Genomic DNA, 26447 nt, shown 5'->3' on the forward strand with positions numbered 1-26447 from the left:
CCCAAGCAAAAGCGTCACCGCGCCGCTACCATTCCGTGACGGAGCTGAGGCCGAACCGTCATGGGCGGAGCGGCCCACGCCTGGGCGGCCAGCCGTAACGTTGACTTACAAGCACCAGAAGTGATCAGGGCAGGAGCGGGGCTGTCATGGGGGTCAGGCGCGGCGCGAAAGGCACGACGACGGCGATCGCTGCGCTGTGCCTGTCGCTCGCGCTCTGCCTGGCTGGCTGCGCTTCCCCCGACGGCGGCACTACGGTCGGGTCAGGCTCCGCGCAACCGGCCTCACCCGGCTTCGTCCACGGGACGCAAAAACCGGTCATCGGCCCGGTTCCCGCCCCCCTCCCCGCCCCTCCCCCGTATTTCAACCCGCCACCCGCGGCGTCGCTGCCAACCAAGGCGAGCCCGCAGGAACCGGCAACAGGGCCGGTTCCCGCGCCCCTCCCAAGCGTCGGCGAATCGACCGGAACCACCGTGTTTTTCGTGGCTATCGGCGACGGCGGCAACCACGGTGCGCGGTTCGGTTGCGACGACAGCCTCGTGGCCATCCAAGTCACCTCCCCTTCCGGCAGCGACCCGCTCGCCGTGGCCATGGGGCAACTTCTGGCGCCCGACGACACCGCGTCCCGGGCAGGCTTGTACAACGCACTCTCGGGCTCCGCGCTGCACTACGTTTCGGGCTACCTCGACGGCACCACCGCCGTCGTGAACCTGAGTGGGTCGCTTCGCCCCGAAGGCTTGTGCGAGCAAACGCGGATCGAAACCCAACTCGCGCAGACCGCAGTGGAGGCCACGGGAGCATCCCAGGCCGCCATCTACATTGACGGGAACACCCTCGCGGACGTCCTGAGTTTGCGCCCAGGCGGCCAATCACTCGAATAGCGCATCCATGTCTGCGTAGCTCCGTGTGCCGGCGAGGCCCGACCAGTTTCCGTCCCCAAGGACCTCCCGGGCAAGCCTCGAGACCTTCGCGTACGCGGCCCTGGCAGTGCTGCCGCCAATGCTGATTCGCCGCACACCGACGTCGTGCAATTCTCCGGGCGACGGCGAACCCAAGCCTGCCAGCGCATTGAGCGGCACGCTGATCCGCCGGGAAAGTTCGTGAAGAATATGGAGATCCGCCAGCCCGGGCACGAATATTCCGTCCGCCCCTGCTCGCTGATAGGCATCCGCACGACGTAGCGTTTCCTCATATGCGCTATCCGGAAACTTTCCGGACCAATATGTGTCCGTGCGCGCGTTGATGAACAGCCCGACACCCGCATCCTCGGCGGTCTGCCTGATCAGCGCGATGCGCCTGGACTGTTCGGCGATCTCGCTCAGCGGTTCGTCCGCCGAGTCCTCGATATTGATCCCGACGGCGCCCGCGTCCAGCACCGCTCGAACCGTGGCCTGGAGTTCCTCGTCAGTACGCCCGTAGCCAGTCTCGATATCCGCGGTCACAGGCAAGCGGGTGGCCCGGGCGATTCGCGACAGCGCTTCCATCGCGAGTTGCCGTGGAAGGTGGTCGCCGTCCCGGTACCCCAAGCTCCAGGAGACGGCCGAGCTGGAGGTGGCCACCGCCGCCGCTCCCGCTTCCTCAACCATCAGCGCAGATGCCGCATCCCACGCATTCACCAGCACCAACGGCGCATGAGGCACGGCGTGCAGCTCGTGGAAGCGGAGCGCCTTGGATTCGAGTTCGGGATGCGTCGTCATGGCTCTATTCCAGCCTTCCTGCGTCCGGACGTAAAGCGCTTCGCACCGGGAATCGCAAATTCGAGATGAAACATCCGTTGCTCAGTTGGCAACTCCGGGGAGTATCCTTTCACTGTGACCCACGAAACATTGGATGCCGGGCCCGAGTTGCCCGCGGAAGCAATCGACGCAATAGAGCGAGCAGCAACTGCCGCCCACCGCCACGAGGATCTTTTCTCGGAGCGCGCCGCCAACATCAAGCAGTCCGCCGTGCGTGACGTCTTCGACATCTCAATGCGGCCGGGACTCGTGTCCCTCGCTGGCGGAAACCCCTATCTGCAGTCCCTCCCCCTCGAGAAGCTCGGCCAAACCGCCGCCCGCATCATTGCGGAAGACGGTATGACGGCGCTTCAGTATGGCGGCGGACAAGGCACCGAGGAACTACGCACGCAGATTTGCGAAATCATGGCCGCCGAGGGCATCTTGGACGCCCGGCCGGAGAACGTGATCATCACCGCCGGTTCCCAGTCGGCGCAGGACGTGGCTACGAAGGTCTTCTGCAATCCGGGCGACGTTGTCCTCGTGGAAAACCCCACCTACGTGGGCGCGCTGAACACCTTCGAGGCGTACCAGGTCCAGGTTGAGACAGTGGACATGGACGACGACGGACTGGTTCCGGAACTCCTCGAAGCCAAGATCGCGGCCCTTCAGGCCCAGGGCAAAACCATCAAGTTCCTGTACACGATCCCCAACTTCAACAACCCCTCCGGCATCACGCTTGCTCCGGCGAGGCGTCAGCGCATCGTCGATATATGCCGCAATGCGAATATCCTGGTGCTCGAGGACAACCCCTACGGTCTCTTGCGCTTCGACGGCAAGCCGCTGGAGCCAATGCGGGCCGCGAATGAACACGACGTCATCTACATGGGCTCGTTCTCGAAGATCTTTGCCCCGGGACTGCGTATCGGATGGGCCTTGGTACCCGAGCACTTGCAGCGGCGTTTCTACCTGGCGTCGGAAGCCGTGACGTTGTGCCCTCCCACCCTGAACCAGATGATCATCTCGGCATATCTCCGCGACTACGACTGGCGCGGGCAGATTGACACCTATCGGGCCCTGTACGAGGAACGCTGCAATGCCCTGTTGGTGGCGCTGGAAGAGCACATGCCTTCCGGCCTTAGCTGGACCAGGCCCGAGGGTGGCTTCTTCGTCTGGGTGACCCTGCCCGATGGCGTGGACACGTATCCGCTGCTCAAGAAGGCCATCGAGGCAGGGGTCGTGTTCATCCCCGGCGCGGCGTTCACGCACTCCGACCAACCATCCAACAAACTGAGGTTGGCTTTCAGCGCAGTGCCACCGGAGTCCATCGCCGAAGGCGTCCGCCGATTGGCGCCGGTTTTGCAAGAAGCCATCGATGTCATCAGCAAAGGAGCAGATATATGAGCGGAATAGTCCTCGTCGGAGTCGACGGTAGCGCAACAGCAAGGCGGGCAGCCGATTCGGCAAAGAATTTGGCAACCGCACTGGGCGCGGAACTGCGCGTCATCACTGCTTTTGAAGGCGCCCACGTGGAGGTCGTCGAAAGCGGCGGCGACAAATGGATCCTCTCCGACGCCGACGCTGCGGAAAAGGTAGCCGCCAAGGTGGCTGCCGAACTCGCCTCCGACCAGCTGACCACCAGCTACGGAGCCGTCTTCGGCAAAGCCGGAGAGGCCCTCGTCAAGGAAGCAGAACGTGTGGGTGCCCAAGTGATCGTGGTAGGCAACCGCCGCATGCAGGGACTGGCCAGGGTCCTCGGCAGCGTTGCCAACACGGTGGCGCACAACGCGCCGTGCGACGTCTACATCGCCAAGACGGACGAACCGTAAGTCGTCAGGATCACGCGTTGTGGTGGGCGGTCTCACCCCGATTTAGGCCGGGCGGCTATGATGCCGCCGGTAAAATTGAAGTGGCCCCCAAGGGTGCGAGCCGCCCATCACAACAACCCGTAGGGGATCCCTTTTGCTTACTCTGCAGCCGCGCCAACGCGTCGGACACGACATTCTGCTCGCGCGCCACGGCAACCACATCAGTTCCATGCGCTTCGACCGGACAAATGACCGCGTCGTGGCACTTCTCGACGACGGCTCGGTAGACAGTGCCCCGAACTTGATTTCCCCGCTGCTCCAGATGCCGGAGACCTTCCGCAGCATCCTTCGCTCCGACTGGAAATTGTTGTTTGTGGTCGCCTCCGCCATGCTCGCAGTCGGAGCCCTGGCCATGGTGTTGTCGTTTGGAATGATCGGCAGCATGAACGACCAGCAACTGCACGACCTCGCGCTCAGCTACACGTCCTACTAGCCAAGCCATCCGCGCAGGGCCCACCAAAGTCCCGCGATGACCACGCCGCCGAACAACGATCCGGCGATGACCTGGGCGGGAGTATGTGCCCGTAGGACGACGCGGGACCAGCCGACGGCCGGGACCAGAAGCAACAGCGGCAACCACGCCGGACCGAACATGAGAGCCGCAATCACTGCGGCCGCGGAAATTGCCGAGGCATGGCCGCTTATTTTCCACACGAGGCTGACGGCGGCCAACACAGCGATGCCGCCAATCAGTGCAAGGATCATCTCTGAGACGCTCGTTGGAGCGTTGATGAGATTGAGGACCAACAACCCCACAACCACGGACACGAGCGCAAGCATCAGCAAGGGCGCACGTTCCTCGCGATCGCTGACGTGGTGGTCGCTGAGTTTTCCGAGCCTCACCATGATCAAGACGTAGGCAAACGGCAGCACGCACACAAAGAACGCACCCAGGACGCCGAACCAAATTGTCCCCGGGAAACCCGGTTGCACCGCAGGGCTGATAAGCAGCAGGACGGATACGACGGCGGGCGGCTGGAAGACTTCCGTCAGGGTCCGGGCAACCCGGCGCCGCTCTCCCCTGACGCCGATCCGCCCTTCCTTGATACCGATTTGCTCAGTCAAGCAGCAGCGCCGGCTCTTCGAGGATTGACGCGACGTCAGCCATGAAACGGGCAGAGAGGTCCCCGTCCACAACCCTGTGATCGAACGAACCGCCGAGCGTTGTGATCCAGCGGGGGATGACCTCGCCGTCGAGCACCCAAGGCTTTTGCTTGATGGTGCCGAACGCGACGATTGCCACCTCACCGGGGTTGATGATGGGCGTTCCAGTGTCGATGCCCAGGGCGCCGATGTTCGTGATGGTCAGCGAGCCCCCCTGCATTTGCGAAGGCTGGGTCTTGCCCGCCCGTGCCGTGCTGGCTAGCTCATTGAGCGCGAGCGCCAGCTCCTTGAGGGAAAGGTCCTGGGCATCCTTGATGTTTGGAACCATGAGCCCGCGCGGGGTTGCCGCGGCAATGCCGAGGTTCATGTAGTGCTTGACGAGGATCTCTGCATTTCCGTTGCCGTCGGCATTGTCCACCCAGGTCGCGTTGACACTCGGATTGCGCGCCGCAGCCCAAATCACGGCCTTGGAGAGAATCAGCAGCGGGGATACCTTGATGCCTTCAAAGTCCCTGGAGGCTTTGAGCCGCTTGACGAATTCCATCGTGCGGCTGGCATCGACGTCAACGAAGATGCTCACGTGCGGTGCCGTGAAGGCCGACTCGACCATGGCCTTGGCGGTGGCCTTGCGGACGCCCTTCACGGGAATCCGTTCCACCCGCTGATCCTGCGGCTTCTTGGATGCACCCCAGAACTTGTCCGCTTGGTCCACCTCGGCATCGCGCTGCGACTGGTAGCTGACCAAGTCCTCGCGGGTCACTTCGCCACGGGCTCCCGTGGGAACGACGTCGGCCAGGTCAATCCCCAGGTCGCGGGCGATCTTGCGCACTGGAGGCTTGGCCAACACCCGGTTGACGATGCCGCTGACCGTGGCGCCGAGGCCGGCGAGACCCGGTGTCTGGTTTGCCGGAGCAGTGGGTTCGACTGCGGGCTCAACGGCGACACGTTCGACGGCGGCGGGTGCCGTGTTCGCCGCGGCCGCAGGGACGGCGGTAGCGCCTTCCGGGCGCTTGCGCGGGCGGCGCTTGACGGCGTCGGCCTTCGGACCGGAGCCAACCAGCGGACCGCCAGCGGGACCGCCGTCGGACGTTCCGGCGTCGGACGTTCCTGCGTCGGCGGGCAACTTGCCGTACATCGAGGCTTCGAAGACCTGTTCCGCCGCAGGCGCGGCGGTTGGGGCCGGTACGGCCGCGCTCGGAGCCGCAGGCTGTTCGGCGAGCGGCGCAGCAAGGGCTGACGTGGACGCTGTCTCGCCCGGCGCATTGTCCGAAATGCCGATAATCGCCGTTCCCACTTCAACCGTGATGCCTTCGGCAACGAGCAATTCCGCCACGGTGCCGGCATACGGGGACGGCAATTCCACGAGGGACTTGGCCGTCTCGATCTCGCAGATGACGTCGTTGATGGCAACGGTGTCGCCGGGCTTGACCTTCCAGGAGACGATTTCTGCCTCGGTCAGGCCTTCGCCGACATCCGGCAGGTTGAATTTCTTAACAGTCACTTAGGTCCTCGATCTCGGCTGGCCCGTCCGCGTTGGGGCGGGTGCAATCAGGGGCGGCTAGTAGGCCAGGGAACGGTCCAGGGCTTCGAGGATCTTGTCGATGTCCGGCAAGTAGTCCTCTTCCACCTTCGCCACGGGATACGGCATGTGGAAACCGCCCACACGGATGACCGGAGCCTCCAGGTGCAGGAAGGCGCGCTCACTGATCCTCGCAGCGATCTCGCCACCGATTCCCCCGAACGTCGGGGCTTCGTGCGCCACGATCAGACGGCCGGTCTTCTTGACCGAAGCGGTGACGGTGTCGAAGTCGATGGGGGAAATCGAGCGTAGGTCGATCACCTCGATGCTGCGCCCGTCCTCTTCCGCGGCCGCCGCGGCGGCCAGCGCCACCGGTACCAGCGGCCCGTAAGCCACGATCGTTGCGTCGGAACCTTCGCGGAGGACGTGCGCCTTGAACGGGTCCGACGCCGGTCCCGGGTTTTCGGTGTCCACCTCGCCCTTGAGCCAGTAGCGGCGCTTGGGCTCGAAGAAGATGACCGGGTCCGTGCAATCAACGGCCTGCTGGATCATCCAGAAGGCGTCGTGGGCATTGGACGGAGTGATGATGCGGAGGCCGGCAGTGTGGGCGAACAGCGCTTCCGGCGATTCCGAGTGATGCTCGATCGAGCCGATCCCGCCACCGTAGGGAATGCGGATGACCACGGGAACAGTCAGCTTGCCGCCGCTGCGCGAGTGCATCTTGGCCAGTTGCGTGGTGATCTGGTTGAAGCCCGGGAACACAAAGCCATCGAACTGGATTTCGCAAACGGGACGGTAGCCGCGCAAGGCCAGGCCGATGGCCGTGCCGACGATGCCGGACTCGGCGAGCGGAGTATCCACAACCCGGTCCGCGCCGAACTCCTTGATCAGTCCGTCGGTCACGCGATAGACCCCACCCAGCGGCCCGATGTCTTCGCCCATGAGCAAGGACTTCGGGTTATTGGTGAGCGACGCGCGCAGGCCTTCATTGATGGCCTTGGCAATGGTCATGGTGGTCATCAGTTGCCCGCCCCTTCTTCCTCGTCGCCTTCGAATCCGGCGGAGTATTCCTCGAACCAAGCAAGTTCCTCGGCTACCAGGGGGTGCGGCTCGGCATAGACCCCGGCGAATGACTCGCGGAAGTGGGGGCCCTGGAGATTTTGGGTGGTGCTACGGACATGGGCAGCGAGTTCATCGCCGTCAGCCCTGACTTGCTCAAAGAAAGCCTCGTCGGCCAGGCCCTCGTTGCGAAGGTATTTCTCCAGGCGATCCAAAGGATCCTTGCCCCGCCAGGCGGTTTCTTCGGCGGATTCGCGGTACTTCGTGGGGTCGTCCGCCGTGGTGTGCGCGCCAACACGGTACGTATAGGCCTCAATGAGCACCGGACCGCGGCCTTCGCGGGCGTGTTCAAGCGCCCACTCCGTGACTGCGTGGACTGCGATGACGTCGTTGCCGTCCACTCGGATGCCCGGGAAGCCGTATCCCTTGGCCCGGTTGAACAGGGGGACCTTTGTCTGGACCTCGGTGGGGACTGAGATGGCCCAGTGGTTGTTCTGGCAGAAGAACACCACGGGAGCGTTGTAGGACGCCGCGAAGACCATGGATTCATGGACGTCGCCCTCGGAACTGGCGCCGTCGCCGAAGTAGGCCACAACGGCAGCCTTCGGCTCGTTGGAACCATTGGCTTCCGCGAGTTTCTGGTCGCGCTGGATTCCCATGGCGTACCCAACGGAATGCAGGGTCTGCGCCGCAAGCACGAGGGTATAGAGGTGGAAGTTGTTCTCGGTGGGATCCCAGCCACCATTCGAAATTCCGCGGAACAGCTTCAGGAGCTCCGCCAGATCCACATCCCGGGTCAGTGCAACGCCATGTTCCCGGTAGGTGGGGAAGATGTAGTCCTGCCGCTGAGTGGCGCGTCCGGATCCGATCTGGGCGGCTTCCTGGCCCGTCAGGGGAACCCAAAGGGCCAACTCACCTTGACGCTGGAGGGCCGTGGCCTCCTGGTCGAAGCGGCGCACCTTGGCCATGTCGGCGTAGAAGCCCCGGAGTTGCTCAGGATCAAGGCGCTTGGCGTAGTCCGAGAAGACCGGATCCGTACCTAGCTTGCCGTCCGGCCCGAGCAGCTGGATCATCTCGGCAGCGGGATCGCTTGAAGCGCCTCCCACGGGAGACTGCCGATCGAGTCCCGTTCCGTTGATCCCGGGGGTGGGCAATTGAGTTGCGCCCATTCCGTCTCCTTGCCTGCCGCAGCCCGATGCTGAGCAATATTCGCTGATATATGCCGATTCCGGAATGCATTCCGGAATCGGCATATCTTGGCTTTCGTCCCTTACTTTATCCGCAGTAAGGGACGCAGGGGCATTTGTTAACCGCTAGGAAGGCTGCGGCGCTTTTGTATAGGACGCACAGAGTTCCAGGAATCGGGTATTGGCCTCGACTTCTCCGATGCTGACCCGGACGCCCTCGTTGCCGAAGGCCCGCACGGACAATGCCCGTTCGCCTGCCAGTCCGGCAAATTCGGCACTATTCTCTCCAAGGTTCAGCCACACGAAGTTCCCTTGAGCCTCGGGCACGAACCATCCCAGCTCCCGGAGTCCTGCGGTCACCCGGTCCCGCTCATCGACCAGGCTTTGTACCCTTTCAACAACTTGGTCGAAATACTCCAACGAAGTAATGGCGGCGCGTTCGGCGATCTGCGAGACGGCAAACGGCGTTGCCGTGACGCGCAGGTACTGGGTGAGATCCGGGCCGGAAATGCTGTAGCCAACGCGCAGCCCCGCAAGGCCATGCGCCTTGGAGAAGGTGCGGAGGACCACGACGTTGGGGTACTTGCGGTACAGCTTGATGCCGTCCACGGCGTTCTCGTTCCGGACGAACTCCTGATATGCCTCGTCGATGACAACCACGACGCCCTCCGGCACTGACTGGATGAACCGTTCGGTTTCCTCGGCGGTGAGGATGGGACCCGTGGGGTTGTTCGGCGTGCAGAGCAAAATCACCTTGGTACGGACGGTGACAGCGGCCGCCATGGCCTCGAGGTCGTGGCGGCCGTCGGAAAGCAATGGAATCTGGACGCTCTCAGCCCCTGCCAGCCCTACGCTGATCGGGTAGGCCTCGAACGAGCGCCACGCATAGATGACCTCATCTGATTTGCCGTCGTGGTTCTGCCCGGCAAAGGTGGAAAGGATCTGGTTCAGGGCTCCGAGGCTTCCGGCACCTGTGACGACGTCGTCAGCGGGGACACCCAGGAAGTCGGCGAGCGCCGTGCGCAGCTTGGTGGACAGCGGGTCCGGGTATCGGTTGATGTCCGACTGGTCAGCAATCGCCTCGAGCACAGCGGGAATCGGGGGTAGCGGGTTTTCATTGGATGACAGTTTGTAACTGGTCAGGCCATCGATCGCTACGGGAGGCTTGCCTGCAGCATATTTGGGGAGCCTGTCCACAACCGGGCGGGGACGCACGCCCTCCGGTGCGTTGTCAGAAGAATTCATGGCACCAGCCTACTTGCAGGCCTCCGGGCCATGCTGGGAAGCTCTCCGGCCGGCGCATGCGAAGGCCGGCGCATGTGAAAGCATGGGCGTATGGGTTCATTCATTGTGCGTGTCCTGATCAACGGGCTGGCCCTCTGGGTTGCCAGCTGGATTCTGCCCGGGTTCAATATCTCGACCTCTGCAACTACCAACGCCGTAAGCAACGCGGGGGTCACCCAGGGCGGCGACACCGTGGGCGTGGTACTTGCCTATCTCTTCATAGGGCTCATTTTCGGGATCGTCAATGCCTTGGTCCGGCCTTTGGTCCGGCTGCTCTCCCTCCCGATCACTACCCTCACCCTCGGGCTCTTCACGATTGTCATCAACGCGGCCATGCTGTCCCTGACGGCGTGGCTCAGCAGCTACACGCCGGTACACCTGACCATCGACCGTTTCTTCTGGACAGCGGTTCTCGCCGCGATCATCATCAGCCTGATCTCCATGGTGGCCAGTTGGATTCCGGGCGGTAGCAGGCGGTAAGGCGCCCGAGGCGAGCAAGCACGGCCACTTCCTCATCGCCCTCCCCGCGGGGCCGTCGTCGCTTCGCGGCTCAGCTTGAACCGGCTCACCTTGGCCACTCCGCCAACGCCAAGTATCCCGCCCAGAGTGGCGGTGGAGGCCGCGAGTGACGGATCGGAACTGAGCTGCACCTGTTTTGCCCCTTCCTCGTAGCGTGAGAGCTTGTGCGCCGGGCCGATACCCTGGTCTTCGCCGGGTGCCAGGCTCACCGGATTGGTCATGGTCACCGTGACCCGGTCTTTGGTATCCGGATTCGCTTTGCCGTCCGCCCCGGGAACCCAATCCTGTTGGTGCTCGAGGTGCAGGCTCCCGATCCCGGCCTGAGGGGTGATCCCGCCAACGGGTGATCCGGCGGTCACCACGAACTTGAGGTCAAACTCGGCGAGGAAGGCTTTGTCCTGACTCAGGTTCATGGCATGGATTCCGCCTTGGCTGTGGCCCACTGCCACCACCGTTTCGCCGGCTGCGGCTCCTGCCTCGAGCAAGGCCTGGCGGATGGCCTTGCTGGTTTCCGCCGAGTTGTAGCCGAGCGCTTCTGCGATCCCGGCCTCGTCCAATGGATTGTTGCCTCCGGGCGGATTGCCCGGCTGGGTGCCCGGAATCAAGACCACCCATGCCTTGCCTTCGCCCTTATCTATCCGCACCACTTCTATTTCGCCTTCTGAAGTGGCACTGACGTGATCCAGTTCCCGGAGCATTCCTGCTGCGGACAGGTCCACGCTCTTGGTGGTGGTCTCTGTCTGGCTGACTGAAATGGGACGAGGCCTGAGGAAAGACAATGCGGGGGCCGCCGCGATTGCCCTCAAGACGGCGCCGACATCAGTGGGCCCGACGATCGCCCCTGCAAGGTTGGCCGCTGCCGGGGGTAGCCCCATCATCTGCTCCAATATCCGGCTCAGATCGCGGACAGCTCCTTCTGTTGCGTCCCTCAGGCCAAGGTCCAAGGCATTTAGGCCGGTCCCGAGGATCGGCACCCCCATGCCCATTCGCAGCCTGATCGCAGCGTGTGATTCAGCAAACCCGTATTCACGGTGGCTTGCCCTGACACCTTTGCCGATCCGCTGAAGCTGTTCGCGGACCCGCCCAATCTCCCGGCCACTCTCCCCGACCGCGATGATTGCGCTGCTCCCGCTCGCGTACGACGATTCCTGGTGTGGGAAGAGGGCCACTTTGACCGCTTCAGCTTCCACTTCAATCGCCTGCAGTTGGAGCACGAGCCCGTCCAGCGCGGCTGCGCCGGCGAGCAGCTCTTCAAATTGGAAGCGGATTCCGCCCACTCCGCCGCGTATCCGCAAGCTGCCATCCGGCTCGGGTGTTCGAGGCTGGGGAGTTCCGCCCGCGCCGACGGGAGCAACCTCGGCCATCAGAGGCCCGGCTGGAGTTTCGACGCCACATTCCGGGAATGGCGGAGGGTCACCGCAGCGGCCTCGCGCAAGGCGTCACGCCCCCTTCGAAGGGATGCGGCCTGTAATGCCAGCGTGGTCCGATAGGCGCGGCCGGCCGGCGACTCCCATTGCTCGAGTTGCAACTGAGCCAGCCTTGCAAGGGCTGCGTCGGCTTGGTCCGCGCAAACGCTCATCCGCCATCCGAGCTTCTGGATTTCCGCGCCTCGTGAAATACATTGCGGCGAATCCAGATCCGTTCCCCCGGCCGCCATAAGAATGCCGCTCAAGATGTTGCCCTCCTCTGTGTCCATTGATGTTGTGGCATTGACGCTACGTTGCGCTCCGGTGGCACGGAACCGATGTTGTCGGCTATGTGGATAACCTGCCGGAAACGCCGGGGTGAAGGGGAAGTCAAAGTGTTTTGCACATAGAGAAGTCCGGCTTAATGGCGTGAGCCGAGTTCATGAAAGAATTGCCTCATGCCTGAAACCGTCGCCGCCGCTGTTACCCGTACGCCCTCTGGACGCGTTGCTCTCGCCGCGTCGCCGGAGCCGATCGCACTGGGCCCCCTGGACGGCCGGTACCAGTCCGCCGTCGCTCCCTTGGTCGACTACTTGTCCGAGGCCGCGCTCAACCGCGACCGCGTGGCCGTCGAGGTCGAGTGGCTCATCCACTTGACCAGCAACAACGTACTTCCAGGCGCCGGTCCCTTGACCGCCGAACAGCAGGAGAAGCTGCGCGCCATCGTCACCGAGTTCGATGCCGCTTCGGTCACGGAACTCGCTGACATCGAAGCCGTCACGGTCCACGACGTCAAGGCCGTTGAGTACTACATCGGTCGCCGCCTCCCCGCGATCGGCATCGAGAACCTCACCGCGATGGTGCACTTCGGCTGCACGTCGGAAGACATCAACAACCTTTCATACGCCTTGGGCGTCAAGGGTGCCGTAGAAGATGTCTGGCTCCCTGCCGCAAGGGCCTTGGTGAAGCAGATCGAAGCGATGGCCGAGGAGAACCGCGCCGTCCCGATGCTTTCCCGCACGCACGGCCAGCCGGCAACTCCCACCACCCTCGGCAAGGAATTGGCAGTCATCACGCACCGCCTGAGCCGCCAGCTGGACCGCGTTTCCAAGACCCAGTACTTGGGCAAGATCAACGGCGCTACCGGCACGTATGCCGCACACGTCGCTTCCGTTCCCGGCGCCGATTGGCAGGCCGTATCCCGTTCCTTCGTCGAAGGCCTCGGACTCACGTGGAACCCGCTGACCACCCAGATCGAAAGCCACGACTGGCAGGCCGAACTCTACGCGGACGTCGCCCGCTTCAACCGCATCCTGCACAACGTCTGCACGGACATCTGGAGCTACATCTCCATTGGCTACTTCCGCCAGATCCCTGTCGCCGGCGCCACCGGTTCCTCTACCATGCCGCACAAGGTCAACCCGATCCGCTTCGAAAACGCCGAGGCCAACCTGGAGATTTCCAACGGACTGCTGGACACGCTGGGCGCCACGCTGGTCACCTCCCGTTGGCAGCGGGACCTCACCGACTCTTCCTCGCAGCGCAACATCGGCGTCGCATTCGGGCACTCGCTCCTTGCGATCTCGAATGTCGCCAAGGGGCTGAAGGCCCTTGACGTCGCCGAGGAGGTATTGGCAGCCGATCTCGACACCAATTGGGAAGTCCTGGGCGAAGCGATCCAGATGGTCATGCGCGCCGAAGCCATCGCCGGCGTCGAAGGCATGGAGAACCCGTACGAGCGGCTCAAGGATCTCACCCGCGGCCAGCGCGTCGATGCCGTCCGCATGCAGGAATTCGTCTCGGGACTGGGCCTGTCTCCCGATGCCGAGGCACGCCTCCTGGCACTTACTCCAGGCAAGTACACCGGCATCGCGGATCAGTTGGTGGACCACCTGAAGTAGAGGCAACATGGACCCTGCGTTTCCGAATCGATGTAAGGAACTGTGTCAGCATGAGGCTCTTGCTTATCCGTCACGGGCAAACCCCCGGAAACGTCCTGGGCCAGTTGGACACGGCGTTTCCCGGTCCGGGACTGACTGATCTCGGCGAACGTCAGGCCGCCGCGCTCCCCGCGTCACTTGCGAACGAGGACATCACGGCCATCTATGCATCCACGCTGGTCCGCACCCAGCTGACGGCCGCCCCGCTCGCAAAAGCCCTCGGGCTCGAGGCCACCGTACTGCACGGCCTGCAGGAGATTGAGGCCGGGGCTTTGGAGAAGCTCACCGACCACGAATCGCACCACCGGTACATGAGCACTGTTTTCGCCTGGACCGACGGTGAACTGGATGTCCGCATGCCGGGAGCCGGTGACGGACACGAGTTCTTCGCCCGCTACGACGCCGCCATTGCCAAGGTGGCAGCGGCAGGCGACCAGACCGCCGTCGTGGTCAGCCATGGTGCCGCGATCCGCTGCTGGGCAGGCCGCCGTGCCGCGGATGTCGGCCGCGAGTTCGCCGCCACCCACCAGCTGCAGAACACCGGAATCGTGGTGCTCGAGGGCGACCCGGAGACCGGCTGGCGCCTGCTGCACTGGGATCAAAGCCCGGTCGGCGGGCTTGCCTTTGCCGACCAGACGGTCGAGGACCCGACCGGCGACGCCGTCGAATGACGGCTGCCTAGGGCCGACCCCAACACCGGGTATTTCTCCGGACGCTTACGCGGAGGAAACACCACGGTAACCCCCGCTTCTTAGGCTTGATTTGCATAACCCCCTCCGGCGAAAGAGGTTCCGATGCAGACCAATCCGCGGCTCAACATCAGACAGGTCACGTGGGCCAATCCGGTGGGTGCAGATCTCCGCGCGGCGCAACAAGCGGAATTGGACGCACGTTTCGGCAATTCAGACCACGAGCCCGGGCCCGCGCCGTCGGAAGCTGACACGGCGGTCTTCGTCGTCGCGTACGAAAAGTGCTCGGGCCAGCCTTTGGGCTGCGGAGGGCTCCGGATTCTGGACGCCGAAACCGCGGAAATCAAGCGGCTATACGTCGTCCCGTACGCCCGGGGCTCAGGAGTGGCCAGTTCCATCCTCGCTGCGCTTGAGGCGCAGGCACATGCCCACGGTTTCAGCGTGATCACTGCGGAAGCCGGGTCGGCCCAATCGGACGGTCGCAGCTTCTACGAGAGCGCCGGCTTCTCGGCCATACCCAATTTCGGGCCCTACATTGGTGTCAGCCACTCGCAGTGCTACGCCAAGCCGATCGATTCGCACAGCGCATCGCACACGGCGATGGCCTAGCGGACAGGCCCGCACCGGGCCGCCCTCTGGATGCAACCGTCACCGGATCAATCCAGGCTGCGTCCGCCCTGTCCCAGGTGAGCTCGATTCATGGCTTCGATTTCTTCATCGCTCAGGTCGTCGAAGCTCTTGGCCTCGTGTTTGTCGCTCCGGGAGAACCGGACGAACATCAGGATGATGAGGGGCAGATCCACGGTCTCAGCCAGGAACCACATCAAGTCTCCGGCGAGTTGCTGGTCGCGCAACGGTGAGGGGAACCAGGCTGGCTGATTGCCCAAAACCGACGTGGCGCCGTCGAGGATTCCCGGACTGAGCCGCATCAGGACCCCGGGCACTGCGTCGGCGAGCAGCTCAATGAATACAAAAATGAATTCGACCACAATGAGCGATCCGGTGCGTCCTGCGCCGTCTTCCATGATCGGCACGGTCATGAGGAGTCCCATGACGGGCACCAGCAGGGTCAGGATGACGTCGGCGGCGGGGTTGGTCCGGAGCACGTAGAAGAACGGGGTCAGGAAAAGCGTGAACATGGCGAGGCCCAGAAGCGCCGCCACGAGCGTGTTGCTGAGCATGCGGACAAGCCGGTGCCGCAGGACGGCTTCCAGCCTTGCCGCCCCCACGGGGCCAAGGGTCTGCCGTGCAAGTGTTAGCGGCTTGCCCAGGCCGATCAACAGCGGAACCACAAAGAGATAGGACGTCACTTTGAGGGTGAAGGCCCACCGCAGATCGTGGCTGTAGGTTCCCGGGAATCCGAAGCTCAGTGCCGCGAAACTGCCCAGGCCGAGGACGAAGAAGGCAAACGAGTTCCACAGGGGCCAGCGGATATCCCGGCGCTTGGCGCCCATCAGGCCCTTTAAATACAGGGCGACCGCGGCTACAAGAATGACCAGGGCGGGCCAGTTCATTGACCACGCGCCCAGCACGGCATCCAGCGGTGGCATGGTCAGCGGCCCCTGCCGGAAGGCAGGGCGCTCAGCCCGGCGCTACGGTGGGTTTTGTCGATCTTCATGGTGTTCCTCCAGCGCATTCCCGGTGTGCCGCATGGTGCGCGAATCGGCGTTTCGTGTTGTGCCCTGAACCGGGTGCACCGTATCCATGTTACGGAGTCCCGCCCAGCATGGCACGCCGCAGGAGACGCGGGCGCCTGGCCTCCGCTAATCTCGCATTATGGAAAAGGCTGACATCACGTTCCGGACCCGCAAGTGGATACGTCCGGAGGACCTCAACGCCAACGGCACGCTGTTCGGTGGAAGCCTGTTGAAATGGATCGACGAGGAAGCGGCAATCTACGCCATCCTCCAACTTGGAAACGGTCGGGCCGTCACCAAGTACATCTCCGAAATCAACTTCGTCAGCTCGGCCGTCCAAGGCGATCTGGTGGAAATGGGCCTCACGGCTGTCCGTTTCGGCCGGACGTCACTGACCATGCGTGCGGAAGTGCGCAACATGATCACCCGCGACAGCATCCTGACCATCGAGGAGATCGTGTTCGTCAACCTCGGGCACGACGGCCGGCCGGAACCGCACGGCTACACGGAAATCACCTACGACCGCGACCGCATCCCCACGCACCACTTGACGCAAGCGCTCCAAGAGGACTGAGCTGGCGGCCGCGAGATTCGCGGCCGCCAGCTTGTTGCGGTCAGCGCCTGTCGAAGGTGAGGCCACCCGGGACCTGGAACGTCGGCATGAGTTCCAGCATGCCCACATTGACGTGGCGCGGGGTTTCGATGGCGTAGTCGAGCGCGTTGACGATGTCGTCAGTGGTCAGCGACTCGTAGCCCTCGTAGTACGTCTTCCATGCTTCTTCCATGGCTTCGGGCGTGCCGCCCATGTTCCGGCCGAAGATCTCGGTTTCCACCCGGCCCGGGCAGATCTCCGTCACGCGGATGCGCTTGCCGACGGTGTCGTTCCGGAGCTGGCGGGAGATCTGGTGCACGGCGGCCTTCGTGGCGTGGTACACCGTGTGGCCGTAGAAGTTGTAGACGCCTGCGATCGAGCTGATGTTGATGATGTGGCCAAGGTCGCGCTCCACCATGCCCGGCAGGACCAGCCGCGTGAGCTGGAGCAGGCCTCGAAGGTTGACGTCAATGAGCTCGTCGATGTCCTGTTCGGACGAGTCCAGGAGGTTGCCGGGCCGGGAAACTCCGGCGCAGTTGACCAGGACATCGACCTTCAGCTCGCTCACGACGGCGGTCAGGGCCGCCGTGTCGGTCAGGTCCACAACGTGCGGGATGGCACCCGTACGATCGGCGAGTTCGCTGAGGCGTTCCTCGTTGCGGGCAACTGCGTGAACAGTCAGGCCCCTCTTGGCCAGCCGCTCGGTGATCGCGGCACCCATACCGGTTGACGCTCCGGTGACGAGGGCGGTGTTGTAGTCGGAAAAAGACATCTGTTCTCCAAAAGGTGGGACTGGAAGGCACAAGCTGTGCCCGGAGGTCAGCGGCGACTAAGCGTCGCGCAGGGGTTCGTGTGCCCGGTCCTTGACCGTGCTCACGGCTGCAAGCGTGCCGAGGGCCGTGATGACCGCGTAGAAGGCCGGCATGTAGATGTTGCCAGTGCTGCTGATAAGCCAGGTCATCAGCAACGGAGCAGTTCCACCGAAGAGCGCGGAGGAAATGTTGTAGCCGAGGCCGTAGGCGGAGTACCGAACCCGGGTGGGGAACAGCTCAACGATCAGGATGTGGATGACGGCCGTGTGGCCCGCGAAGACGATGGCCATGATGGAGGCACCAAGGATGGCCAGGCCCATGTTGCCCGTTGCGATGAGGGCGTAGGACGGGATGCCCAGGATGGTCATGGCGATGGCGGAGCCGGCGATGACCTTCTTGCGGCCGATGCGGTCGGAGAGGGCGCCCATGAAAGGAATGGCGATGCAGATGACAACCAGGCTGCAGGCGGTGATGAACAGCGCCTCGCCGATGGTGAAGTTGAGCTGCTTGCCCTTGAGGAACGTGGGCATGTAAGAGAACAGGACGTAGTAGCCGGAGCCGTTCATGAGCGGGATGAAGAGGGCCAGAACCATGGCCCGGCGGTGCTCAGCGGACTGGAAGGCTTCCTTGAGCGGGTTCTTGGACAGGCCGCCCTCTTCCTTGAGCTTTGTGAAGTTGGGGGTGTCCGCGATGGCCTTGCGGATGTACCAACCGATGATGCCCATGGGAATGGCGACCAGGAACGGAATGCGCCATGCGAAGGAGCCGAAGCCACCGCCGTCGATCGCCGACTGGGTGAGCCAAGGAGACATGGAGAACGCCACGAGGGTGCCGGTGAGCAGTGCTGCGAACGACGCGATCTGTGCGTAGGAGGTGATGATGCCGCGCTTGCCTTCGGGGGCGTGTTCAGCGAGGAAGGTCATGGCGCCGGCGGCCTCGCCACCGACTGAGAAGCCTTGCAGGAGCCGCAGCAGGACCAGCAGGATGGGAGCTGCGATGCCGATGGCCGCGTAGGTGGGCAGGATTCCGATACCTGCGGTGGCGACGCTGATCAGCAGAATGACGAAGACCAGTAGCTTTTGCCGGCCGATCCGGTCACCCAAGTAGCCACAAACAACTGCGCCAAGGGGCCGGACGAAGAACGAGACTGCGTAGCCGGCGAACACGAACAACAGGGCGTTGTCCGGGTTGCCCGGGGCAAGGAACACCAAGGCAAGCGTTCCGGCCATGAAGGCGAAGATGCCGTTGTCATAGAGTTCCACGAAGATGCCAACGCAGCCTGCGGTGACAACCTTGCGCGTTTGACGGCCTGTGAGCCGTTCATGCTGCACTTGCGCAGCGTTGGTGTTTGCGGTCATGACATTTCCTTCTTGATGTTGAGCGTAGCAACGCCTATTGGTTTTGACGACAGGTTTTTAGCTGCATGCCGCAACCGGGAGGTCCTGCCACTGGGGTCGGCATCCAATGCCAAGTAGTCCGAAGACTGTGTTGACGGATTCGCGGAGGGTTTCAAGCTGCGCCCGCGAACGCCGGTGGGCGGAAGTTGCCTCCGCCACTGTTGTTTTCCTGAAGTGGACCTTGTCGCCCGGGCGGGCTTGCGCAAGGACGTCCAGGCCATTACTGGTAACCACTGCGAGGACTGGATAGCCGGCAGTGACGCCGCGTCCCCGATGCAGCACCAGCAACTCTTCCCGGGAAGGAACTTCGACGGCGCCTACCGGGACGCCGCGCGAAAGCACTTCACCGCTTGAGGTTCTTTCGGGGAGTTCGCCGCCGAGCCTCAGGCCGATGTGATTGCTCCGACCACTCACGGCGTATTCCGAGGTGAAGAGCAGCTCGGCGGAACCGCCGAATTCGGCGACATCCGGCCCATCAGTCACATCGACCATCAGTTGCTGCCCCATGCTCGGCCGTTCCAGGCCAAGCCGGAAGAGCGGAAGGTCGAAGTACGGTTGGCGAACAGGGCCCACGCTGCGGCGGGTCAGGAGTGTGGTTCCTTCCTTGAGCTGCAGGCCGAAGCCCACAACGGTGTCCGGAGCACAACTGCCCAACAGCATCGGCGCCTCCACGGAGCCGTGGATGGCCAGGTAGGCACGAAGGCCCCGGTTGATTCCCCGGATGGCCACCGTCTCGCCCGCGCGGACCGAAACCGGTTCCCACTGGGTGCAAGGACGCCCTCCGACGGTGAGCGTCAGCGGAGCGCCAGTGACTGCGATGAGGATGTCCGAGTTCGCTTTCATCCTGAAGTCGAGGGCCGTGATCTCCACCAGGGGATCGTTGTCCAGGTTGCCGGCCAGGATGTTGGCGGCCCGGGCCGAGTACTGGTCCAGGGCCCCGTTCACGGGAAGTCCGAAGCGCGGTCCACGGAACCGGCCAAGGTCTGTGACCACGGCGTTCCCGGGTTGCTGGATGAAAATGTGCCCGCTCATGGCCTTGGTTCCAGTTCCTGGCCGACGTAAGAGTCGAACTCTCCGGCCTCGATACTGCGGAAACGGAGAATGTCGCCTGGCTTGTAAGGCACCAGTGGTTCGCGGCGAATATTAAGGACGGTCAAGGGAGTCTGACCGATCACGCACCAGCCACCGGGCGCTGACGCTGGTGCGATGACGGCTTGGCGTCCGGCCACAGCCACGGCTCCTGCCGGGACGCTGAGCCGGGGATCCTTGAGGCGCGGCACGGGCTTCGGGAACGCGGGGCCATCCATCATCGGCGAGCCGGCCGGCGCGCCGAGGCAGCGGACGGTGTAGGTCTTTTCAGTGTGGAGCCGGATGACTTCTTCGGTGGAGATGCCCTGATAAGCGGCGACATTCTCCAGGTCGGGGCCGAATTCGCCGCCGTACACCACGGGAACATCAAACGCACGGGGTGCCGCTGCGCTGCCGTCTGACCGGCCCATTTCGAGGAGTCCCAGCTTCACGAACGCGCGCACCTGACGGGCAGACACCAGCACAGGGTCGAATTCCACGAGCACGGAGTCGTAGGTGGGTACCGCGCCGTGAAGTCCCTCGGCACCGCAGCTTTCCAGCCAGTCGGCAAGACGGTGGACCGTGAGCCAGTTGTCCTCGCTTGCTTCGGCAAGTGCGACGACGCGCAATGCGGAGTCTCCGGATTCGTAGATCTCGGTGGGAGCCGCCGTGAGAACGGACATGTCAGGCCGCCTTCCTCTTGGCATCCACGACTTCGGTCAACGGGGCGATGCGCACGCCTGCCGAAATGAGCTCCGAGCGGATGAGCCGGGCGAGCCCGACGGCGCCGGGGTTGTCTCCGTGAAGCAGGACAGTGTCCGTGGAGATGTCGATGTCAGTGCCGTTCGCGCACCGGATCTTTCCTTCGCACACCATGCGCACGGTCCGCTCGACAATGGCCGAGGGGTCGTGCAGCACGGCGCCGGGCTGGCTGCGCGGGACCAGCGTCCCGTCTTCCTGGTAGGCGCGATCAACGATGCCCACGATGGCCACGTCGAGGCCGGCGGAACGTGCGGTCTTGGCCAACTCGCCCTCCTGCGCGACCACGATGAGTTCGTTGTCCACGCGGGCGGCCGCTTCGGCCACGGCCGCAGCGTAGTCCTCACGGACGGCGACGAGATTTCCCAGCCGGCCGTGCGGCGCAAGGTGGGTCACCTTGGTTCCATGGAAGGCGGCGAAGCCATTCAGGGCTCCCAACTGGTAGAGCACGTCCGCACGCACCTCGTTGGCAGTCAGGCCCATGTCCCGGCGCCCGAAACCACGCAGGTCGGGGAAGCTCGGATGGGCTCCGATACCCACTCCACGGCGAACGCATTCAGCGACGGTGGCGTCCATGATGTCGGGATCGCCCGCGTGGAACCCGCAAGCGATATTGGCGCTTGAAACGATCTCCAGAAGATCGGTGTCGCTGCCTATGGTGTAGGCACCGAATCCCTCTCCAAGATCCGCTACAAGATCAATTATCGGATTCACGTGGTTCTCTTTCCGTGGTTCTGCATTGGGCCGGTAATTCCATACGAGCGGGTGGAATATCGGAAGAATTGAGCTGCCCGCCCGATTGGAAGTGTTTAGCTGAAATTCTTCAATCAGAGGTACTGCGGTAATTCTTTGGTGATAGAAGTCTCGCACCCAAGAAGTTCGGGCACAAAGACCTATTCGCTATCACGGGATAGCCTCCGGTTATGACCTACGGCACACCTGTCGCCGGCAGGGACCGCTTGCCGCCGCGGGCGGTGGGCGATATGCCCGAAAGTCTCATAGGGTGCTCTTTACGTGACGATCGATTTGCGGGGCAGCGCGCCAAGTGCGTCTATATTTGGGTATCGGGACAATTCGGTTGATGGGGAGTCAACGAACTGCCAAGTAATGCTTGGGGAACGCCACCATGGGGATGTGGGTCTCAAATTTAGTAGCTGAGAGACAGGTCACACAAAGACGGATTGTGTGTCCCTACATAGAATTTCCTTATGGCATCCTGGCCCCAATGAGGGCTTGGAGGAAGGCAGACCCATGGACACGCGGAAGCTCTCGTATTTTGTAAAGATCGTCGATTCGGGGAGCATCACCAAGGCGGCCGCTGCGCTCCATGTCGCCCAGCCTGCCCTCAGCCAGCAGGTGTCGGCGCTGGAAAGCGATTTGAAGCAGCGACTCCTGATCCGCAGTAAGCAAGGAGTCGAGCCAACCGCCGCGGGACACACCCTCTATCGCCACGCCCAGACCATCCTGCGGCTCGTGGAACAAGCCAGGCTGGACGTGGCGGCATCCGGGGCGGCGCCGTCGGGCAGGGTGTCCATCGCTATCGCGCCGTACAGCATGGCTTCCAGCCTGACACCGCAGATCATCCGCGAGGTCGGCCGGCGATACCCGGACATCGTGGTCCACCTGACCGAGATCTTCGGCGGGGTGCTGAGCGAGGCAATCAAGAACGGCCGCCTCGACATGGCCCTGATCTACGAGCCGGGCAAGATCCGTGGAGTGCAGTTCACCACCATGATTGTGGAAGACCTGCACCTGGTGACCCATGAAGACGTCGATGTGGCGCAGGGACGCTCTACTGTCACTCTTGAAGAAGCCAGCACCCTTGGACTATTCCTCCCCGAAAAGAACCACACCTTGCGCCAGATCATCGAGAAGGGTCTGGCCGATCAAGGCTTGCCGCTGCGGCTCGTAGGAGAAGTGGAGTCGGTTCCCTCCCTGGTCCGGCTCATCCGCGCAAACCTCGGGGCCACCGTGCTTCCCAAATCCGCCGCTGATGCGCTCTTCCCCGAGGAGAACTTCAAGGTCCTGCGGATCGTCGAACCGGCCCTGCAGAGCAAGATTGCCCTGTGCACCCCCGACCATGAGCCGCTGTCCGAAGCCGCCTCTGCCGTGCTCATCCTGGTCAAGGAGATGCTGCAGCAGCAGCTGATCAACAAGTACGCGGCCGATCCATCCGGGGCTTGATCCATCCATAACATTGCCTTATCCGGACAGACATCTTTGGTCTTATTCACGGGCATTTTTATTTCCTAATATCGAATTAGCAAGCAATTCGAAAGCGGTTCGCGGATTCCGTGAGCCCAATCAAAGGAACAGCGGTGAAAAAGATCAGCCAGACCCGGTGGGCTTCGAATCCAACCCTCGGAACGATCAGCGCACGGACCGGATTCCACTGCCCAAGGAATGGTTTCTGGCGTCCCTTGGGCGGGGTGGGCGAACCCCTCTTCGTCTTCGAAGGAAGCCTCATGCCGGCTCACGCCGGACACAGCATCGAGTGGCACCTGGTCGACGCCCGGCCAGGACACCCCGGACTGGACTGACCCGGCTTTCCACCCAAGGCGCCTTGCCCCAGGCAGGGCGCCTTCTGCGTGCCCGGAATCGGGCACGCAAATGGCCGGCCACCGCATCCGGTGACCGGCCTGAGCGTGCCAATCAGTCTTCGACCAGGAGCCCCTTTGCCTTCAGCTTTTCCGTCAGCCCGCACAACTCAATGGTGGTGCCTCCGGCGTGGTAGGCCTTGATGAGCTCGCGTTCGGCGTCGTCCCGGGCCTGGGAGAGCGCGATGACCTCCTCGGCTTCCTCACGGCGCACCACTACGACGCCGTCAGCGTCACCGCGGAGGATGTCGCCCGGGTAGATGATTTCATCACCGAAAACGAGGGGGTGGTTGATCGGCCCAAGGGTTTCCTTGACCGTGCCTTTGATGCAGACGCTGCCTGAGAACACCGGGAGGCCCAGTTCGATGAGGTCCTGGGTGTCACGCACACCGGAATCCGTCACCATGGCCGCGATCCCCTTGGCCTTCATGGCGTTGCCCAAGACGTCGCCGAAGGTTCCGGCGTCGGAGAATTCCTGCGCACCGACCAGGACCACATCGCCGGCCTGGGCGTAGTGGATGGCGACCTGCAGCATGAGGTTGTCCTGCGGTGCGCAGGCCACGGTCACGGCCGGCCCGCAGAAGGACATGGAGCGGTCGATCGGCTTGATCTTCGAGCTCAAGGCGCCGCGGCGGCCCTGGGCTTCGTGGATGGTCGCGGAGGAGAACGCCGCGAGGCGGCTGACGACGTCGGCGTCCGGCCTCTGGAACTTTGTCTTGACGTGGATCATTTCCTGAATCTTTCTCTTGGCTGGCTCTGGGGTGCCTGTAGGGCTTAGTTGAGGGCGCTGACTGCCTTGTGGATCGAGTCCACGCCGGCGTTGATGGTCTCCAGCGATGTGGCGAAGGAGATCCGGAAGTAAGGGCCAAGGCCATACGCCGAGCCCTGGATGACGGCGACCGCGGCCGCGTTGAGGAGGTACATCGTGAAGTCCTGGTCGTTCTCGATGACCGTGCCGTCCGGAGCTGTCTTGCCGATGACGCCGCTGCAGTTCACGTAGGCGTAGAAGGCGCCCTCGGCGGGCGCAACGGAAAGTCCCTCGATGGCGTTGAGGCCTTCGACGGCGACATCCCGGCGCTTGCGGTACACCTCCACGCTGTCCCGGACGAACGACTGGTCCCCGTTCAGCGCGGCTGCCGCCGCTGCTTGGCTGACCGACGACGGGCAGGAGGAGGTCTGCGACTGCAGCTTGTTCATCGCTGCGATCAAAGGCGCCGGACCCACACCGTAGCCAAGGCGCCAACCGGTCATGGCATAGGCCTTGGAGACGCCGTTGACCAGGAGGATGCGGTCGCGGAGGGACGGAACGGCAGTGACGAGGCTCGTCACCCGGCCGTCCCCGAAGTGGATTTCGTCATAGATCTCATCGGTGAGGACGTAGACGTTCGGGAATTCCTCAAGGACGGAGCCGAGCGCCTGCAGTTCTTCGCGTGAGTACACCGCGCCCGTCGGGTTGGACGGAGCGTTGAGGATGAGCCACTTGGTCTTGGCAGTGATGGCTTCGCGGAGGACGCCCGGGGTGAGTTTGAAGCCGGTGTCTTCTCCGCAAGCGACGATCACGGGCGTGCCGTCGTTGGCGAGGACCATGTCCGGGTACGACACCCAGTACGGTGCCGGGACGATGACCTCGTCGCCGTCGTTGAGCGATGCCATGAGCGCAACGTAGATGACTTGCTTGGCGCCGCCGCCGATGGTCAGCTGGTTCGCTGCGTAATGCACGCCGGTGTGGCTTTCAATCCGACGGAGGATGGCGGCCTGCAGCTCGGGCGTCCCAGTCACCGAGGTGTATTTGGTCTGGCCGGCGTTGATCGCTTCGATAGCGGCCGCCTTGATGTGGTCAGGGGTGTCGAAGTCCGGCTCGCCGACGGTCAGGTCGATGATCGGGATGCCTTCGGCTCGTAGTTCACGGACGCGGGCGGCGGCCGCAACGCTCGCTGAGGACTTGATGCGTGTGACCCTCGACGCCGGCAGGTACTCGGACATTTGTCTTCTCCAGAATCGTGAAACTCAGGATTCGGGTGTCGAATCCCCAATTTCGAGACTAGGCACTGCCGGGCGCCGTGGATAAGACCTAATGTGCGTGGATCAATAAGAGAGTCTTATGACCCCCTGTCCCGTATGGGAATTCCACGCACCATTCGGGAATTTTGTGTCCCATATGGGGAATCTTCTATGCACTTTCCTTATGGGTTCACGCGGTATTGGTATTTCCGCAGCCCTGCGAACGGGGCCTAGATTCTTCAGATCAGGGAAGCCGTGATCCATCGGGACCGGGTCGGAAAGGGAGTACATGCAAGCTCAACCAGGGTCCACTCCCCGCCGCTCGACAACCGGCAGGTACACCTACCGCGCCAAGGCGCCAGTGGAGCGTGAAGACCGCGCGCCGGCCACCGGTGAACACAACAAGCTCATCCATTCGCTCACAGCCCATAAGCAACTCCTATCTCAAGCGACAAGCGCCATCCGGGCATTGACCGCTGCCCGGAACGAGATGATCGCCCAGGCCCTTGAAGACGGGCTCACCTTGGCCACAATTTCCGCGCTGACCGGGGAAAATATTCGGGCCGTCCGAACTATCGGTTTGGCTTATGACGACCTTCACCCGAGCGAGCTTCCGCGAGGCGCGCACGTGGATGGCCTGAAGGCGAAAAGCGAGCAACTCAAAGCAGCCGAAAGGCACCGCGACCAGATCGTTAATCAGCGGGAAGCGTTGATTGTCACTGCGCTCCGCACCCAAGCTTGCGATGAACTTGAACTTGCTTCGCTGACCGGCCTCACGCCCGACCATATCCGCAGGTCAACGCGGGGCATCGCGCGCTCCGCCTAGCTTCCACGGGCCAGCCCAGACGGCGCCCCTAACCCAACTGACTGACAGTTGTTGTCGTTATGAGGCGTCAAAACGACAACAACTGCGAGTTAGTTGGGAGTGCTTACTTCGTTCACTCTTTCTTTGCGGGCGGCGTCCTGCAGCTGAACAGTTCCTGTGTTCCTGTTTTCCTGGCGATGAGCACCGTCAATGCGCGGGCTGACGGAGAAATCGGTTCAAAATGTTGGATTGATCGCGCACCAACGTTCCAGATGCGCATTACGCCCAGCACCCGGTCGTGCTCATCCGTGGCGACCAAGGGTGGACTTCCCTGCCCTGCCATGGGCCTGCGTTTCCAGCACAGACTGACCACCGTCGCGTGCTCCCAGAATTCCACGGCGGTTACGAAGAATTCGTGTCCCTCATCGTCCAGGAACAATCCCGACTGCGGGACGTAAACCGCCCGAAGATCGTACTCCACAGGGCCTGAAC

The 26447-nt window shown here is 63.1% G+C and carries 29 protein-coding genes; 12 read left to right on the plus strand and 17 right to left on the minus strand.

From position 1 onward, the window contains the following. Positions 1–146 precede the first annotated feature (146 nt). Positions 147–878, plus strand: coding sequence for a GerMN domain-containing protein (locus KNN17_RS14500; RefSeq protein WP_241709731.1), 732 nt, complete (start codon positions 147–149; stop codon positions 876–878). Here KNN17_RS14500 and KNN17_RS14505 read toward each other — a convergent pair. Continuing rightward, a complete protein-coding gene (locus tag KNN17_RS14505; RefSeq protein ID WP_241709732.1) occupies positions 867–1694 on the minus strand; it encodes an isocitrate lyase/PEP mutase family protein in 828 nt (275 codons plus the stop codon). The two genes, KNN17_RS14500 and KNN17_RS14505, sit on opposite strands and share 12 nt — an antisense overlap. Positions 1695–1808: 114 nt before the next feature. On the opposite strand from KNN17_RS14505, the gene KNN17_RS14510 reads away from it, so the two are divergent. The 3 genes from KNN17_RS14510 (at position 1809) to KNN17_RS14520 (ending at position 4013) form a co-directional block, all read left to right on the plus strand. Then, positions 1809–3116 (plus strand): aminotransferase-like domain-containing protein, encoded by a 1308-nt coding sequence (locus KNN17_RS14510; protein WP_241709733.1) that lies wholly within the window; start codon positions 1809–1811, stop codon positions 3114–3116. Next, positions 3113–3541, plus strand: coding sequence for a universal stress protein (locus KNN17_RS14515; protein ID WP_241709734.1), 429 nt, complete (start codon positions 3113–3115; stop codon positions 3539–3541). Before KNN17_RS14510 ends, KNN17_RS14515 begins: the two co-directional genes overlap by 4 nt. Before the next feature lie 133 nt (positions 3542–3674). Then, the gene (locus KNN17_RS14520) at positions 3675–4013 is read left to right on the plus strand and encodes a hypothetical protein (protein WP_078107232.1); all 339 of its coding nucleotides are present in this window, start codon (positions 3675–3677) and stop codon (positions 4011–4013) included. Here the strand turns inward: KNN17_RS14520 and KNN17_RS14525 are convergent. From KNN17_RS14525 to KNN17_RS14545, 5 genes are all read right to left on the minus strand, one after another. Then, positions 4010–4645 carry a phosphatase PAP2 family protein gene (locus tag KNN17_RS14525; RefSeq protein WP_241709735.1) on the minus strand — a complete coding sequence of 212 codons (636 nt, stop codon included), beginning with the start codon at positions 4643–4645 and terminating at the stop codon, positions 4010–4012. The two genes, KNN17_RS14520 and KNN17_RS14525, sit on opposite strands and share 4 nt — an antisense overlap. Continuing rightward, a complete protein-coding gene (locus KNN17_RS14530; RefSeq protein ID WP_241709736.1) occupies positions 4638–6185 on the minus strand; it encodes a dihydrolipoamide acetyltransferase family protein in 1548 nt (515 codons plus the stop codon). The genes KNN17_RS14525 and KNN17_RS14530 overlap by 8 nt, the downstream gene beginning before the upstream one ends. Positions 6186–6242: 57 nt before the next feature. Continuing rightward, complete coding sequence (locus KNN17_RS14535) at positions 6243–7223, minus strand: alpha-ketoacid dehydrogenase subunit beta (RefSeq protein WP_241709737.1); 981 nt, start codon at positions 7221–7223, stop codon at positions 6243–6245. After that, positions 7223–8431, minus strand: coding sequence for a pyruvate dehydrogenase (acetyl-transferring) E1 component subunit alpha (gene pdhA / locus KNN17_RS14540; protein ID WP_241709738.1), 1209 nt, complete (start codon positions 8429–8431; stop codon positions 7223–7225). The genes KNN17_RS14535 and pdhA overlap by 1 nt, the downstream gene beginning before the upstream one ends. Positions 8432–8575: 144 nt before the next feature. After that, entirely contained in the window at positions 8576–9694 is a 1119-nt protein-coding gene (locus KNN17_RS14545; protein ID WP_241709739.1) for a histidinol-phosphate transaminase, read from the minus strand. 90 nt (positions 9695–9784) lie between these two features. Here KNN17_RS14545 and KNN17_RS14550 point away from each other — a divergent pair, with 90 nt between their 5' ends. Continuing rightward, on the plus strand, positions 9785–10213 hold the full coding sequence (locus KNN17_RS14550; RefSeq protein ID WP_241709740.1) for a phage holin family protein: 429 nt from the start codon (positions 9785–9787) through the stop codon (positions 10211–10213). Between the two features lie 32 nt (positions 10214–10245). Here KNN17_RS14550 and KNN17_RS14555 read toward each other — a convergent pair whose 3' ends face one another. Continuing rightward, positions 10246–11616, minus strand: a complete 1371-nt coding sequence (locus KNN17_RS14555; RefSeq protein WP_241709741.1) for a hypothetical protein — start codon at positions 11614–11616, stop codon at positions 10246–10248. Continuing rightward, a complete protein-coding gene (locus KNN17_RS14560; protein WP_241709742.1) occupies positions 11616–11924 on the minus strand; it encodes a hypothetical protein in 309 nt (102 codons plus the stop codon). Before KNN17_RS14560 ends, KNN17_RS14555 begins: the two co-directional genes overlap by 1 nt. Before the next feature lie 192 nt (positions 11925–12116). Between KNN17_RS14560 and purB the strand changes: the two genes are divergently transcribed. The 3 genes from purB (at position 12117) to KNN17_RS14575 (ending at position 14896) form a co-directional block, all read left to right on the plus strand. Next, positions 12117–13559 carry an adenylosuccinate lyase gene (gene purB / locus KNN17_RS14565; RefSeq protein WP_241709743.1) on the plus strand — a complete coding sequence of 481 codons (1443 nt, stop codon included), beginning with the start codon at positions 12117–12119 and terminating at the stop codon, positions 13557–13559. Between the two features lie 50 nt (positions 13560–13609). Next, on the plus strand, positions 13610–14269 hold the full coding sequence (locus KNN17_RS14570; protein WP_241709744.1) for a histidine phosphatase family protein: 660 nt from the start codon (positions 13610–13612) through the stop codon (positions 14267–14269). Positions 14270–14392: 123 nt separating this feature from the next. Continuing rightward, entirely contained in the window at positions 14393–14896 is a 504-nt protein-coding gene (locus tag KNN17_RS14575) for a GNAT family N-acetyltransferase (protein WP_241709745.1), read from the plus strand. A gap of 47 nt (positions 14897–14943) precedes the next feature. Here the strand turns inward: KNN17_RS14575 and KNN17_RS14580 are convergent, their stop codons facing one another. Next, complete coding sequence (locus tag KNN17_RS14580; RefSeq protein WP_241709746.1) at positions 14944–15837, minus strand: cytochrome c oxidase assembly protein; 894 nt, start codon at positions 15835–15837, stop codon at positions 14944–14946. Between the two features lie 226 nt (positions 15838–16063). On the opposite strand from KNN17_RS14580, the gene KNN17_RS14585 reads away from it, so the two are divergent. Then, on the plus strand, positions 16064–16498 hold the full coding sequence (locus tag KNN17_RS14585; protein WP_078107214.1) for an acyl-CoA thioesterase: 435 nt from the start codon (positions 16064–16066) through the stop codon (positions 16496–16498). 40 nt (positions 16499–16538) lie between these two features. Here KNN17_RS14585 and KNN17_RS14590 read toward each other — a convergent pair whose 3' ends face one another. Genes KNN17_RS14590 through KNN17_RS14610 form a run of 5 tightly spaced genes read right to left on the minus strand, consistent with a single transcriptional unit; the run spans position 16539 to position 21266 of the window. Next, positions 16539–17288 (minus strand): SDR family oxidoreductase, encoded by a 750-nt coding sequence (locus KNN17_RS14590; protein ID WP_078107213.1) that lies wholly within the window; start codon positions 17286–17288, stop codon positions 16539–16541. A 57-nt stretch (positions 17289–17345) separates the two neighbouring features. Then, positions 17346–18686, minus strand: a complete 1341-nt coding sequence (locus KNN17_RS14595) for an MFS transporter (RefSeq protein ID WP_241709747.1) — start codon at positions 18684–18686, stop codon at positions 17346–17348. Positions 18687–18743: 57 nt separating this feature from the next. Next, a complete protein-coding gene (locus KNN17_RS14600) occupies positions 18744–19757 on the minus strand; it encodes a biotin-dependent carboxyltransferase family protein (protein ID WP_241709748.1) in 1014 nt (337 codons plus the stop codon). Beyond that, positions 19754–20476 carry a 5-oxoprolinase subunit B family protein gene (locus tag KNN17_RS14605; protein WP_241709749.1) on the minus strand — a complete coding sequence of 241 codons (723 nt, stop codon included), beginning with the start codon at positions 20474–20476 and terminating at the stop codon, positions 19754–19756. Before KNN17_RS14605 ends, KNN17_RS14600 begins: the two co-directional genes overlap by 4 nt. 1 nt (position 20477) lies before the next feature. After that, a complete protein-coding gene (locus KNN17_RS14610; protein WP_241709750.1) occupies positions 20478–21266 on the minus strand; it encodes a LamB/YcsF family protein in 789 nt (262 codons plus the stop codon). 537 nt (positions 21267–21803) lie between these two features. Between KNN17_RS14610 and KNN17_RS14615 the strand changes: the two genes are divergently transcribed. Together KNN17_RS14615 and KNN17_RS14620 are read left to right on the plus strand one after the other, a co-directional pair. Then, positions 21804–22736 carry a LysR substrate-binding domain-containing protein gene (locus KNN17_RS14615; protein ID WP_241709751.1) on the plus strand — a complete coding sequence of 311 codons (933 nt, stop codon included), beginning with the start codon at positions 21804–21806 and terminating at the stop codon, positions 22734–22736. Positions 22737–22870: 134 nt separating this feature from the next. Next, complete coding sequence (locus tag KNN17_RS14620) at positions 22871–23092, plus strand: hypothetical protein (RefSeq protein ID WP_241709752.1); 222 nt, start codon at positions 22871–22873, stop codon at positions 23090–23092. 112 nt (positions 23093–23204) lie between these two features. On the opposite strand, the gene KNN17_RS14625 is transcribed toward KNN17_RS14620, so the two are convergent. Both KNN17_RS14625 and KNN17_RS14630 read right to left on the minus strand, forming a co-directional pair. Beyond that, on the minus strand, positions 23205–23879 hold the full coding sequence (locus KNN17_RS14625; protein ID WP_059388748.1) for a 4-carboxy-4-hydroxy-2-oxoadipate aldolase/oxaloacetate decarboxylase: 675 nt from the start codon (positions 23877–23879) through the stop codon (positions 23205–23207). A gap of 44 nt (positions 23880–23923) precedes the next feature. After that, a complete protein-coding gene (locus tag KNN17_RS14630) occupies positions 23924–25132 on the minus strand; it encodes an aspartate transaminase (protein WP_241709753.1) in 1209 nt (402 codons plus the stop codon). Between the two features lie 307 nt (positions 25133–25439). Between KNN17_RS14630 and KNN17_RS14635 the strand changes: the two genes are divergently transcribed. Then, entirely contained in the window at positions 25440–25976 is a 537-nt protein-coding gene (locus KNN17_RS14635) for a hypothetical protein (RefSeq protein WP_241709754.1), read from the plus strand. A gap of 112 nt (positions 25977–26088) precedes the next feature. Here KNN17_RS14635 and KNN17_RS14640 read toward each other — a convergent pair whose 3' ends face one another. After that, complete coding sequence (locus KNN17_RS14640; protein WP_241709755.1) at positions 26089–26436, minus strand: hypothetical protein; 348 nt, start codon at positions 26434–26436, stop codon at positions 26089–26091. Between the last annotated feature and the right edge of the window lie 11 nt (positions 26437–26447).

Origin of the sequence: Arthrobacter bambusae (assembly GCF_022606295.1) — a bacterium.
Taxonomy (GTDB): domain Bacteria; phylum Actinomycetota; class Actinomycetes; order Actinomycetales; family Micrococcaceae; genus Arthrobacter; species Arthrobacter bambusae_A.